Origin of the sequence: Rhodanobacter sp. C03 (assembly GCF_002001175.1) — a bacterium.
Lineage (GTDB): Bacteria > Pseudomonadota > Gammaproteobacteria > Xanthomonadales > Rhodanobacteraceae > Rhodanobacter.
Genome location: NZ_MUNT01000002.1, coordinates 12,410 through 24,793, shown reverse-complemented (window position 1 = coordinate 24,793; position 12,384 = coordinate 12,410). Strand labels below are relative to the sequence as shown.

Annotated in this window: 9 protein-coding genes and 2 tRNA genes; 7 read left to right on the top strand and 4 right to left on the bottom strand. The window is 58.7% G+C overall.

Features of this window, described 5'->3' with window-relative positions; translation table 11 throughout:
* The first annotated feature begins 48 nt into the window (after window positions 1-48).
* The 3 genes from alaS (at window position 49) to B0E48_RS06060 (ending at window position 3,311) form a co-directional block, all read left to right on the top strand.
* Entirely contained in the window at window positions 49-2,676 is a 2,628-nt protein-coding gene (gene alaS, locus B0E48_RS06070; protein WP_077517072.1) for an alanine--tRNA ligase, read from the top strand.
* A gap of 261 nt (window positions 2,677-2,937) precedes the next feature.
* The gene (gene csrA / locus B0E48_RS06065; RefSeq protein WP_077517070.1) at window positions 2,938-3,141 is read left to right on the top strand and encodes a carbon storage regulator CsrA; all 204 of its coding nucleotides are present in this window, start codon (window positions 2,938-2,940) and stop codon (window positions 3,139-3,141) included.
* 77 nt (window positions 3,142-3,218) lie between these two features.
* Window positions 3,219-3,311 (top strand) — tRNA-Ser (locus B0E48_RS06060).
* 454 nt (window positions 3,312-3,765) lie between these two features.
* Here B0E48_RS06060 and B0E48_RS17730 read toward each other — a convergent pair.
* Window positions 3,766-3,873: transfer RNA gene (locus B0E48_RS17730), tRNA-OTHER, on the bottom strand.
* Window positions 3,874-4,373: 500 nt separating this feature from the next.
* On the opposite strand from B0E48_RS17730, the gene B0E48_RS06050 reads away from it, so the two are divergent.
* Genes B0E48_RS06050 through B0E48_RS06035 form a run of 4 tightly spaced genes read left to right on the top strand, consistent with a single transcriptional unit; the run spans window position 4,374 to window position 7,535 of the window.
* Window positions 4,374-5,186 carry a hypothetical protein gene (locus B0E48_RS06050; protein WP_077439051.1) on the top strand — a complete coding sequence of 271 codons (813 nt, stop codon included), beginning with the start codon at window positions 4,374-4,376 and terminating at the stop codon, window positions 5,184-5,186.
* Window positions 5,183-5,584 carry a hypothetical protein gene (locus tag B0E48_RS06045; RefSeq protein WP_139350180.1) on the top strand — a complete coding sequence of 134 codons (402 nt, stop codon included), beginning with the start codon at window positions 5,183-5,185 and terminating at the stop codon, window positions 5,582-5,584. Before B0E48_RS06050 ends, B0E48_RS06045 begins: the two co-directional genes overlap by 4 nt.
* Entirely contained in the window at window positions 5,581-5,919 is a 339-nt protein-coding gene (locus tag B0E48_RS06040; protein ID WP_077517068.1) for a hypothetical protein, read from the top strand. The genes B0E48_RS06045 and B0E48_RS06040 overlap by 4 nt, the downstream gene beginning before the upstream one ends.
* Window positions 5,916-7,535 carry a YfjI family protein gene (locus tag B0E48_RS06035; protein WP_168170302.1) on the top strand — a complete coding sequence of 540 codons (1,620 nt, stop codon included), beginning with the start codon at window positions 5,916-5,918 and terminating at the stop codon, window positions 7,533-7,535. The genes B0E48_RS06040 and B0E48_RS06035 overlap by 4 nt, the downstream gene beginning before the upstream one ends.
* Before the next feature lie 188 nt (window positions 7,536-7,723).
* Here B0E48_RS06035 and B0E48_RS06030 read toward each other — a convergent pair whose 3' ends face one another.
* The 3 genes from B0E48_RS06030 to B0E48_RS06020 all read right to left on the bottom strand — a co-directional run bounded on the left by B0E48_RS06030 (window position 7,724) and on the right by B0E48_RS06020 (window position 12,319).
* A complete protein-coding gene (locus B0E48_RS06030; RefSeq protein ID WP_077439057.1) occupies window positions 7,724-8,431 on the bottom strand; it encodes a MobA/MobL family protein in 708 nt (235 codons plus the stop codon).
* A gap of 661 nt (window positions 8,432-9,092) precedes the next feature.
* The gene (locus B0E48_RS06025) at window positions 9,093-9,677 is read right to left on the bottom strand and encodes a ribonuclease H-like domain-containing protein (RefSeq protein ID WP_254423881.1); all 585 of its coding nucleotides are present in this window, start codon (window positions 9,675-9,677) and stop codon (window positions 9,093-9,095) included.
* A 233-nt stretch (window positions 9,678-9,910) separates the two neighbouring features.
* Window positions 9,911-12,319: a DEAD/DEAH box helicase gene (locus tag B0E48_RS06020; protein ID WP_077439061.1), complete on the bottom strand. Its 2,409-nt coding sequence runs from the start codon at window positions 12,317-12,319 to the stop codon at window positions 9,911-9,913.
* Between the last annotated feature and the right edge of the window lie 65 nt (window positions 12,320-12,384).

Below are 12,384 nucleotides of genomic sequence, written 5' to 3'. Positions count from 1 at the left end.
GTGGCTGGGCCGCGGTGTGGCCATCTAACGCCAGCCACCATGATCCGCATGAAAACCTCCGAAATCCGCTCCACCTTTCTCGATTACTTCCGCTCCAAGGGCCACACCATCGTGCCGTCCAGCTCGCTGGTGCCGGCCAGCGATCCGACCCTGTTGTTCACCAACTCGGGCATGGTGCAGTTCAAGAACGTGTTCCTCGGCAGCGAAAAGCCGGGCTACCTGCGTGCGGCTGACGTGCAGCGCTGCCTGCGCGCCGGCGGCAAGCACAACGATCTGGATGCGGTGGGCTATACCGCACGCCATCACACGTTTTTCGAGATGCTCGGCAACTGGTCGTTCGGCGACTACTTCAAGCGCGATGCGATCATCTACGCATGGGAGCTGCTGACCGGCGTATTCAAGCTGCCGGCGGACAAGCTGTGGGTCACCGTCTATCACACCGACGACGAAGCGTTCGACATCTGGAACAAGGAAGTCGGCGTGCCGGCCGAACGGATCGTGCGGATCGGCGACAACAAGGGTGCACCGTTCGCCTCCGACAATTTCTGGCAGATGGCCGACACCGGCCCCTGCGGCCCGTGCACCGAGATCTTCTTTGATCATGGTGCCGACATCGCTGGCGGGCCGCCCGGCTCACCCGACGAAGATGGCGACCGCTACATCGAGATCTGGAATCTGGTGTTCATGCAGTTCGACCGCGCGCCGGATGGCACGCTGAGCCCGCTGCCGGCACCTTGCGTGGATACCGGCATGGGTCTGGAGCGCCTCGCCGCGGTACTGCAGCATGTGCATTCCAACTACGAGATCGATCTGTTCGCGCACCTGATCCGTATGGCGGGTGAGCTCACCGGTACGAAGGATCTGGCGAACAAGTCGCTGCGCGTGATCGCCGACCACATCCGCGCTTGCTCGTTCCTGATCGTCGATGGTGTGCTGCCGTCCAACGAAGGTCGCGGTTACGTGCTGCGCCGGATCATTCGCCGCGCCCTGCGGCATGGCTGGATGGTCGGTGTGCGCGGCGACTTCTTCTGGAAGATGGTCGCGCCGCTGGTCGAGGAAATGGGCATCGCGTATCCGGAGCTGGCCGCGAAACAGGCCTTCGTCGAGGAGGCGCTGCGCACCGAGGAACAGCGCTTCGGCGAGACGCTGGAACACGGCATGCGGCTGTTCGATGAGGTCGCTGGCAAATCCGGCAAGATCATTCCCGGTGCGGATGCGTTCCGCCTGTACGATACCTATGGCTTCCCGGTTGACCTCACCGCCGACATCGCGCGTGAGCGTGGGCTGGAAGTCGACATGGACGGTTTCGATCGATCGATGAACGAACAGCGCGAGCGCGCCCGCGCCGCTGGTCGCTTCGAGGCCAAGGGCCAGATGCCGGCCGAGCTGGCCAGCCAGTTGAAGCCCACGGTTTTCCTCGGTTACGAGGCGCTGCGCAGCCAGGACAGCAAGGTGCTTGGCATCGTGCGTGGCGGCAAGCAGGTCGATCAACTTGGCGACGGCGAGGAAGGTCTGCTGATCCTCGACCGTACGCCGTTCTACGCCGAGTCGGGTGGCCAGGTCGGTGACACCGGTGAGTTGCTCAATGCGGCCGGCCGGTTTGAAGTCAGCGATACGCTGAAGATGGGTGGCGTGTTCTTCGGTCACGCTGGCGGCTGGCAGGGTGGACAACCGCTGCGTACTGGCGACGTCGTCGAAGCCAGCGTGGATGCCTCGCGTCGTCAGGCGATCATCCTCAACCACTCGGCGACACATCTGCTGCATGCAGCCTTGCGCAAGGTGCTCGGCGATCACGTGGCGCAGAAAGGTTCGCTGGTAGCACCGGAGCGTCTGCGTTTCGACTTCTCGCATTTCAAGCCGTTGAGCCACGATGAACTCGCCCAGGTCGAGGCGATGGTGAATGCCGAGGTGCGCCGCAATGCGGCCGCCGAAGTGCACAACATGGGTTACGACCAGGCGATCGAGTTCGGTGCGATGGCGCTGTTTGGCGAGAAGTACGGCGACGAAGTGCGCGTGCTGAAGATGGGCGAATTCTCCACCGAACTGTGCGGCGGCACTCATGTCAGCCGCACTGGCGACATCGGTCTGTTCAAGCTCGTCAGCGAGGCCGGCGTGGCTTCCGGCGTACGCCGAATCGAAGCGGTGACTGGCGCTGGCGCACTCGCTTACGTGGCCGACGAAGAGCGTCGCCTGGGCGAGTTCTCGCAGCTGCTTTCCAGCAGTGGCGACGATGCGGTGGAAAAATTGCGCCAGCTGTTCGATCGGCAAAAGAAGCTCGAGCGCGAACTGGACTCACTGCGAAGCAAGGCCGCCGGTTCTGCGACCGCCGATCTGGCCGGTTCCGCAAAAGATGTCGGGGGCATCAAGGTAGTCGCCGCGCGGCTGGAAGGGCTCGACGCCAAGTCGCTGCGCGACAGCGTGGACCAGCTCAAGCAGCAGCTTGGTGACTGCGTGATCCTGCTGGCCGGTGCGGCAGATGGTCGCGTTTCATTGATCGCCGGCGTGCATGGCAAGGCGCTTGGCCGGATCAAGGCTGGCAGCGTGGTCGCGCATATCGCCGCACAGATCGACGGCAAGGGCGGTGGTCGGCCTGACATGGCCCAGGGCGGCGGCTCGGATGCGCCCAACCTGCCGGCCATCCTGGCAGCATTGCCGGATTGGATCGCCGCTCAGTGAATGCGGCCTGCATAGGCCATTTGTTCGTGTTCAGGCGCATTGCGCATGCTAATCAGGCTCAGTTAGTATCGGCGCAGTGTCGACGCTGCCCGTGACGGTGGCGTCGCCAGTCAGGACGCTCAGGAGGTGTTTTGGCTGTGAGCCGGGAAGGCGGTAGGGCCTTCGACGGATCAATCGTCGAACTGTGGATGGATGGGCTCAGGGGTGAGGCGCCGTCGATCTGCAGGCCTGTGACCAACAGCATTAATGGAGTAAGAAATCATGTTGATTCTGACCCGCAGGGTCGGTGAGACCCTGATGATCGGCGACGAGGTGACCGTTACCGTTCTGGGCGTGAAGGGCAATCAGGTGCGTATCGGCATCAATGCACCGAAGACGGTTGCCGTGCATCGCGAAGAAATTTATCAGCGCATCAAGGGCGAACACGAAGGCGGCAGCGTCCCGGATGAGCCGGCCGAACACTGATCGCAGTATTTAAGACTTTACCTGGACCTCGCCGGCCAGTATCCTTGCCGGCTCCGCAGTAATGCGGATAAAACCCCGGAGAGATGCCCGAGTGGCCGAAGGGGCTCCCCTGCTAAGGGAGTATAGGGTCAAAAGCCTTATCGAGGGTTCGAATCCCTCTCTCTCCGCCAGATACGCAACTAAGCCCCTGAAATGCGGGGCTTTTTTGTGGCTGAAATTTACCTACCCATGATTTTACCCATGCCAAGGATGGCCTTTGGAAAGGTCGTTTCTGGACTGGTGAAGCGGATTCGATTTTCAGTCCTAGTCGCGAATCAAGGGTTGATACAGCCACGTGCCGAGCTTCGCAAGGCCGAGTAGGAGACCCCAAAACCCTGCCGCATTTCGAGCCACTATTCAAGCAAGCGATATTGATCCTGGGTGAGCTGCGCCAGGTAACCCGATAGCTGATGGAAGTTTTGAGGCTGGTCAGCGTGTAGGTCGCGGACCTCATCGCGGTGACGGCAAATTAACGCGTCAGCATGGCGGGGAAGGGGCTCATGTGAACCCCGAATCCCCACATCTGTGGAGAGTTAGTGTTGCAAGACGAAACAAAAAAAACCGCCCTTGGGCGGTTTTTGAAGTTGGCGCGGGGGGAGGGAATCGAACCCTCTATCTCTACGGTGCTAGCAGACACTGTTCACTATCGTCTCAAAGATGACATGGTTCGGATCGGTCCACACCCAGCCCCGCGAGATCCCCTCACCAAACATGCCTTTTAAACTATCCATACGAATCTCCAGTGACGTATCAGTTAGGTAGAAGAAAAACAAATCTACATAGACCGCTATCAACACGTGAGCCAGCACGGAATCCGAACCACATCCTTTGACCACGACAGCTACCAGAGCTGCTTTGAGCGCCATACCGATGGGCTCAGAGCCGCATGGGACATGCTTTCACTGGCCCTCCTGTCGAGCTACGTCGGCTTCAATGAGTGATCCAGTGATGAGTCAATGACACGCTACGAAATATAAGACTGCGACAACGCAGTGCTGTGCACGTATCTCTTCGCGAGAAGCAATGTAGTGGTATTGACTGATGAAGGAATCATCGATTAGCCTGTCACCGCTGGTTCCATCAGCAGCCCTTAAACTGGGGCTCGAGTGGCGTGATGCCTCACAGGTCGATCGTGCGTGATCTTGCGTATAGCTAGGTTGCGTGCGTTTCCATAACCTGCGCTTGAGGCAACTATGAATACCAACGCCAAACCGTCGTTTGTCCTTAACGACGACGACAAAGCCGTACTCGAGGCTGTGCTCACACAGCTCGACATCTTCCCCGAGTCCTTGTTTATACCGGCACCCTTTTCGGTGTCGCAGCTCACTTCAGCTCTCAATGGTTCGGAGCCAATCTCACTCTACCAGCTGCTGGCGAGTGCCCATTTCGGGTTCTTGCCGATCCCGAGCAGCTACAGGGCGTTTTGCAACCATGCCGAGCGAATCAATCGATTCCGACCAATATGGGACGCTCTTGAGCTGCTCAATGACCCTCTGGGGCGAGAGAACGAGGCTGCTCGCGAATTTGGTTTCCATAACCGCGATGACTTGAAGCAGTTTTATCGCGCGTTGAACGAACTCGCAGAGTCCTTCGGTTTCGACTCCTTTGAAGCGGTTTGGGACAGCGGAAACTCCGCCACGCAGGGCAACGATGGGACAAGCCCGGATGAGTACAGGGTCTATGCGTCTGGGCCGGCTTTCTTGGGGGAGTTTGCCAAGCGGGCGCGTGCGGCCGACATGCCCGATGTCACTTTCGGTGTCCACGGCGACTGGGTGCTTTACCTGCATCGCGACGGGGACACTGTGCATGCCCACCCGATCGATCCGGTGTTGTTGCGCCATGGAGGTTTTGAGCCACACACGCCTGAGTTTCGAGAGCTTGTGCCGGACGAAGTCATCGAAGCGCTGTTCGAGTTGGCGTCCACAAATTATCCCGGGTGCTTGTTCGACCTTGTGCCACCGCCGATCCACATGGCCATTGAGCTGATCACAGGGGACTCGAAATGAACGCACCGTATCCGGAAAACTTTACTAGCGTACCTTCTAGCAACTGCCTTCCCATGCGCAGCGAATGTGCCGACAGCGTGAGTGCCATTGGCCGATCGAATGCACACTCTGGCCTTATGGCGCAAAGTGACATCCTTAAGCGCATCGGTCGTTCGAAATCCTGGGCGTACGGCAATGACCTCGTGCCTATCCACGATGCTGAGGGAAAGCAACTCAACGCCGACGCGAAGCCACCATTTCCTTGGCACCAGCTGCCGAAACCGCGCATCAACGCGGGGAAGAAGCTCTGGTTGGCGGCAGATATCGAGGAGTGGTTCCGCCGCTTGGAGGCTCGCACATGCCAATCGGCAGATGCCTTCATAGCCAGCCCGAAAGCACGCCGGAAGGTGACGCCATGAGCCTGAACAATAACGTCATTCGCGGGCTTGAATCTGACGAGAAGTCGGTGAGTCCGATCACGTTGGCCTTACGCGAGCTTCAGCCGAACCAACGCCGCCGTAAGCAGAAGGATTTCGAGGCGCATTACGATGAAATTGCAGCACTGATCGAGCATGGCGTTTCGCTCAAAGACCTCCGCTTAGCCCTCGCGACGGGTGGTCTTTCGATGTCGGCAGCAACGTTCAAGAAGAAGTTCGAGACAGAACGCAAACGCCGTTCTCGCACCAATCAGACGGATGAGGTATGTGGCGGGAAACCACCAAACTCCACGAACGACGGGATCGGGGCGCCATGAGCGCCTCTCACCGTCTTCCGTCAGAAGTTATCGACGCACTCCCGCCCGTCCTAAGTGAACTTGTCCGTCAACGATCGGCAAGTCGCATCTTTTCATACGAAATGGTGCTCACCACGGCTCTCCTGGCGATGTCAGCAGCCTGTATGTCTCGCGCAGTGGTCGAACATCATGACGGCATGGTCAGCCCACTCATGGTGTATGGAATTATCGTTGCCGAGTCGAGCATCGGTAAGTCCCCTGTGTTCGATGAACTGTTCAAGGAAATACTGCGCCACGACAAGTTCGGCAATTTAGCTCTTGATTTAGCGACGAAACGCTTTGCGCGTGCCATGGAGTACTGGAAGATCAAGGACAACGTCTTGAAGAACGCCATCGTCAAAGCTATGCAACTTGGTGAACCAGACGATCATTTCTGTTCAGATCGTGAAGCTCACGAGGAAAACAAGCCAGAAGAGCCTCTCCGTCGCATCTGCATGATTCAAGGCATGAGCAGTGTCGCTTTCATGAAAGCCATGAACGGCAAGCGCAACCGAGTCATCCTTGCTCACGCCGAGGCGAAGTCAATCTTCGATAGTGAAATGATGGAGTTGATCGACTTGTTTTGCACGTTCTGGGACGGGAAGAATTCATCCTCGTATGAAAGCGCCGTCGCCAAGTACGTCATTGACAACCCCTATCTGGCAATCCTCTTCGTTACACAGCCAATCTTTTTCAAGCAATTCATCAAACGGAATAGGGGCGCGGCAGCAGGATCAGGCTTCACTGCGCGCACCTTGATCGCCATGGCGACCACAACACCCATCGACAGCGATGAGAGCCTCAGAGCTTGGAAAGTATCAAGTGCGTATCATGATCGGATGGTGGAAGCTCTGACTGAAGCTGACATTCGTTTTGCCGCGAATGACGTTTCACAAACGATTCTGACTCTGTCACCCGAAGCTGAATTGCTTTGGGATCAAGAGTTCAAGGCAATTAAACGTGAGATGGAGCCCGGCGGTAGGTACGTTGGCATCAAGCCTTTCGCTGGAAAATACATGGAGAACGCGACGCGCATCGCGGGCATCTTCCACTTCTTCTTCTATAGCAACAGCACGATCATTCAAAAAGAAACTATGCGCAGCGCAATCGACGTTGCCTTTTTTTATCTCGTAGAACACAAACGAATCTTCGACGAAGATGATGGTCTGACCAGGACCGTCGAGGACGCATGGCTCGTGCTCAAGCATTTGTACAAAAAATATTGGGTGAAGGGGAGTACGCAGGTTCTCTACAACGGTGCCCTGAACGGAGGACCACCCTCCACCCGTGCGGGCGTCCGATATTTTCAGCCGGCCATCGATCACCTGATGAACAAAGGCTACCTCACCACTGGAATGTGTGGTAGGACAAAGATCATCTACCTCACGTTGGATGCGTTTCGAAAACTTGCGCTAAAGACATTTGATAGCCCGATACCGGAAGATTTTTCCCAAGCATCCCCATTCATACAGAGTTGCAACAATCAGTCTGAAAGTGCTCGCGCCACGCTGTCTTTTTTTGACTTTGGTCTTGGTGCGTCCGCCGGCCGACAAGGAGACGGTACGAACGGCACCGGGAGCACAGCTGGGCTTAGCTAGCGCGGTCTGCGCCTACTTCGGATTTGAGGCGGTACTTTTCCGAAACCTCCGCGATTCTGCGACAACAATCGCAGAATCGCAGGATTCTGGAAAACAGAGGCATCTATTTTCCTTCGGCCCCTTCGTTGGGGCCGTTTTTTTGCCCGAGTACCTAGCCATACCTCTGATGGTTACGCCCCTCACCCCGCCTACTTGTCGGGCCTACCAGCCACGTAGTGAGTGCGATCCTGTTCCGTCATGGTTCTGATGCGCGCTTGACCTAAGTGGCGCTCAGGTTGTTGTTCAATGCCACGCTCCTTATAACTGCGATGATCGACACGTGCTTTCTCGCCCACTTCCGCCAACATCTGGTTCTGTATGCTCGCTACACGCTTGCGCTTGTCGATGACATCATCCCGCAACTGCATGGGACTTTTGCCGCCGCTGTCTTTCTTGCAGCCACCCCGCGCCGGGAACTTCGGATTGTTGCGCATGAAGGTTCCCTCAGGTGAACGCACTATTCCGTCAGGTAACCTGTCCGAGGTCATCAGGTGTAAGTGAGTGTTTGCCTCTTCTCCTAACTTGGCATCAGGCGCGTGCAGTGCGAATTGATACGGCTTGTTACCGGCCAAGTCTTCGACGAGCCTCTTGGTGAGCGCAATGTTCTGCTGAGTGTTGAGTTCGTTTGGCAACGCAATGATCATTTCTCGGTACGTCGCGCCGTTGGCGCGTTCATACCTGTCAGCCGACTTCCAGAACGCTAGGGAATCGTTCTCTGCCCACTTAGGCATGTTGCCGTACCCTGTGGCCAGTAGATCCTCCTTCTTCGTGTACTTGCCATCACGAAGGATGTACCTAGCATGCTCAGCTGCACCTCCTTTCTTGCCGCTCTTGATTTCAAAGTGGTAACTGGCCATTTGTGCACTACCCTTTCTCGATGAGATATATAAAAAAACCGACGAGTGGTAGCTCGTCGGCTGCTTGGAAGCGCCCATTGCAGGCCGTTTTAGGTTGTCAGAAGTAGAAAGGGTAAGTGCGCGTACGCATTCCCCCCCCTATTCAAGTAATTGATCAAGCTATCTAGACGGCCATTCATGTGAGGTACTAAGGACTACTACCTCACACATATATGCGTACGCGAGTAGAAGTTACCCGTACCTGGCCTGTAGTGCCGATGTCATATCGCGCAGCACGACTCACTGAGCAAATGGTCTCTGAGGCTTAGACGTGGTTTACGATTGAGCAGTCCGACTACGTCACACTGCTTCGCTGATCACAGGCCATGCCACAACGAACTACTTTCTTGGTTAGACGGAATCAAGAGGTAGAAATAGACAGTCCGCTCCATATAGAAGCGGCGTGCTTGAGCGTCGGCATTCTTGTGAGCCTGGGCTTCCCAACGAGTCTTTTGTCACATGACACGCGCAATGTGTCCGCCAGCGGTTTCTGGTGTTGCTGTCCGCCTGTTGCTAGACATGTCATCGAAAAGGCGTAAATAACCCGGCATCTGGCTGTTGCGACGCCGCGTCCATCCGCATTCGGTGAGCGGGGGGCGACATGAACTGAAGTGGGCAGGCACTACTCTGACAATCGGGCCAAGTGCAATAGCACGCCAGCCAGACTCTTTAGGTCTTGCGTGTTGTGTGCCAGCACCCGCCTCAGGTTCACCGCCGAGCCGCCACGTAGATAACTGAGCCATGCAGCTGGTGCTTCCGAGCCGGGCAAGTCATCTTCCCGCACGACACCAAGCAGCTCCCGCTCGGCGGTGACGAGACGGCAGTTCTCCCACACGCCTTTCCAGTGTCGACGCACCGGATGGAGCAGATCCAGATGAACCAGCCCGGACAACGGGTCCGGCAACCGAGCCAAGCGGTAGCGCGTCTTCAGCAGGGGCGAGTCGTAGCACTTGCCGTTGTAGCTGACGAGCACGGTGTTTGGCTGCAGCCACTGGGCGAACGTGCGCAGCATCGCTGTCTCTGCACCCATCGTGGTCGTTGTCAGCTGGCGTACGCGGAAGCGACCGTCAGTCAGCCAATCCGCGGCTCCGATCATCCACGCGCGGGTGCCAGCGCCTCCGGCCAGACCGGTCGTTTCGGTGTCGAAATGCAGCAGCCGGTCGTAAGCGACAGGTTCCTGCCAACGTGCGAACGCGGTATCAATCATGGGGGACGGGCATCCCCAATCCATGGTCGCTCCGGTGAGGAACAGCCCCGGTGCGATCTCGACCCCGGGCACGAATCGGTCACTGGACGAGGCACGCTGCGTCACGCCCTGCATGCGAGAGCGACCCTGGATTAGTCGGAGCACGTCAGGTGCGAGGGTGGGCTTCGGCAGAGCCACCGCAGACGCTTGGCCAGATTGTGTACGCAACTGGCGCAGCCGTGCCGCCAAGGCGCTCACAGGGCCACCAGCAGCGCCAGCACGCGCAGCGCCAAGGCCTTCGGCGTCGTCACCGCTTCCTCGTCCGCAGCCAACACCGGACCCACGCAGCCTGGACAGCCATCACGACAATCGCAGCGTTCGATGAGGGTCACCGACTGTGCCACGAGATCCTCGCGGCAGTTGAACAGCGGTTCGCTTTGACCGATACCACCGGGAAACGCGTCGTAGAGGTACACCGTAGGTGTGAACGGCGCATCAGCTGCCAGAGAAGCGGGCTGCCCGTCGCTGCCTCGGATCTGCCCGCGACCCGCAACGTCCGCACTGACGAACCATGCGCCGTCGCCGCTGCCCACCGACTTCTGCAGGTCGCGTGCTTCCGCCATCACCGCGACGGTCGCCACGATGTGCAGCGCGTAGGCGGCTCCAAGAAAACCATCGAGAGCCTGCTGGCGTTGCTCGAATGCGGCATCAAGCACGACCTGCGCGAGCTGCCACCACACGGCTGTGGTGTGCAACTCCTGGTCGGGCAGATTGACCGGACCAAAGCCGATGTTCTCGTGCGAGTAGAAGCGGATCTTCTTGTAGCCGGGCACACGGCGCACGACATGTACTTCGCCATGATGGGCCTGCCCACATCCGGCGTTGGACGTGTCAAAGCAATCGAGCACTTTCAGCTTTGTGTAGTCGATCGCGTCGGTGTAGTAGTCCACGTGTGTGCGGGTGACATAGGCCTTGCGACCTTCCCAGTCGAGCCGCTCTACCTGATAGGGCACGGACTGGATCATGTGGATGGCGCCCTCATAGAGCGTCACCGGCGCAGCGGTGTAGTCGACTTCGGCAATGATCGTCTGGCGTCCATTGGTGCGATCGACCACCACGAAGTTGCCGTCGGCCACCGAGCGCAATGACACGGCGATGGCCGGGTAACTGTCGGCGATCCATTCCCAACGCTCGCCTTCGCGATGCAGCACGCCTTCCTCACCCAGCACGTCGAGCCAAGGCGTCGCGACTTCGGTGCCGAACATCTCGTCACCGATGAACGGCAGCTCAAAAGCAGCACAACGAATGTGGTCGAGCAGGATCAGCGGCTGGTCGGGCTGGATGCGGGCGTGTTCCGGCGGCGCGCCCTGGAAGAATTCCGGGTGTCGAACAAGGTATTGATCGAGCGGGTCGGAGCTGGCCACCAGCACCCCGAGCGCTGCCTGCTGCCGGCGACCGGCGCGGCCGAACCGCTGCCAGGTGGCGGCAACGGAGCCGGGATACCCGTTGAGCACGACGACATCGAGACTGCCGATATCCACGCCCAGCTCCAGGGCAGATGTGCTCACGATTCCATCAATTGTGCCCGCACGCATCTCACGCTCTGCGGCGCGGCGTTCCTTGGGCAGGTAGCCGCCACGGTAGGCGCGAATCCTGGCGGGTTTACGCGGATCACTGTCGAACACGTCCTTCAAGTACTTGGTCAGCACTTCGACCATGGTGCGCGACTGCGCAAACACCAGGGTCTTCATGCCCGACTTGATCGCCAGTCGCGCGATGCGGTTGGTCTGCGACCGCGCCGAGGCGCGTAGGCCGAGATCCGGATTGACCACCGGCGGGTTCCACAGCAGCACGTGCTTGTCGCCGGTCGGAGCGCCGCTTTCGGTGATCGCGGTGACGACATCCTCGATGAGTGCTTCGGCGTGCTCCTTCGGATTGCCGATCGTGGCGGAGCAGAGGATGAACTGCGGCGTCACGCCATAGAACGCACACACACGCTTGAGCCGGCGAATGACATTGGCCACATGCGAGCCGAACACGCCGCGGTAGGTGTGGACTTCGTCGATCACCACGTAGCGCAAGTTCTCGAAGAACTGCGCCCACTTGGTGTGATGCGGCAGGATGGCCTGGTGCAACATGTCCGGGTTGCTGACCACGATGTCGCCATGCAGCCGGATGGCTTGGCGTGCGTCACCGGGCGTGTCGCCATCGAAGGTGAAGGCTTTGACGCCCAGATCGCCGGCTTGATTGAGTTCGAGTAGTTCGGCCACCTGATCCTGCGCCAGCGCTTTCGTCGGAAAGAGATACAGCGCCTTGGCGTTCTGGGTCATCGCGGCGGTGATGACAGGCAACGTGTAGCAGAGCGACTTGCCAGAGGCGGTGGGCGTGACGATGGCGACATGGGCGCCGGATTGCGTCGCCGTCCACGCCTCAGTCTGGTGGCTATACAGCTGGTCGATGCCACGTGAGCGCAAGGCTTGCGCGAGCGCAGGTGGCAGATCGTCGGGTAACGGGGCGAATGTCCCTTCACGGCCCGGCACCATGAAAGCACCGGTGATCCTCGCCGCGTACCGCTTCGTGAGCCGCTGCGCCAGCGAGCGGCCATCGCTGGGGTTGCTCAGGACGAGTTCGTCAGATGCATAGCGATCGGGAAGGGCGTTCATGCGGTGGCCTGGGTGAGTGATGGGAGCAGTGAATCGCGGAGCTATCTCACGCCGTGAGATCACTT

Coding starts and splice junctions, on each gene's coding strand:
- alaS (WP_077517072.1), top strand. CDS start 49: ATGAAAACCTCCGAAATCCGCTCCACCTTTCTCGATTACTTCCGCTCC.
- csrA (WP_077517070.1), top strand. CDS start 2,938: ATGTTGATTCTGACCCGCAGGGTCGGTGAGACCCTGATGATCGGCGAC.
- B0E48_RS06050 (WP_077439051.1), top strand. CDS start 4,374: ATGAATACCAACGCCAAACCGTCGTTTGTCCTTAACGACGACGACAAA.
- B0E48_RS06045 (WP_139350180.1), top strand. CDS start 5,183: ATGAACGCACCGTATCCGGAAAACTTTACTAGCGTACCTTCTAGCAAC.
- B0E48_RS06040 (WP_077517068.1), top strand. CDS start 5,581: ATGAGCCTGAACAATAACGTCATTCGCGGGCTTGAATCTGACGAGAAG.
- B0E48_RS06035 (WP_168170302.1), top strand. CDS start 5,916: ATGAGCGCCTCTCACCGTCTTCCGTCAGAAGTTATCGACGCACTCCCG.
- B0E48_RS06030 (WP_077439057.1), bottom strand. CDS start 8,431: ATGGCCAGTTACCACTTTGAAATCAAGAGCGGCAAGAAAGGAGGTGCA.
- B0E48_RS06025 (WP_254423881.1), bottom strand. CDS start 9,677: ATGATTGATACCGCGTTCGCACGTTGGCAGGAACCTGTCGCTTACGAC.
- B0E48_RS06020 (WP_077439061.1), bottom strand. CDS start 12,319: ATGAACGCCCTTCCCGATCGCTATGCATCTGACGAACTCGTCCTGAGC.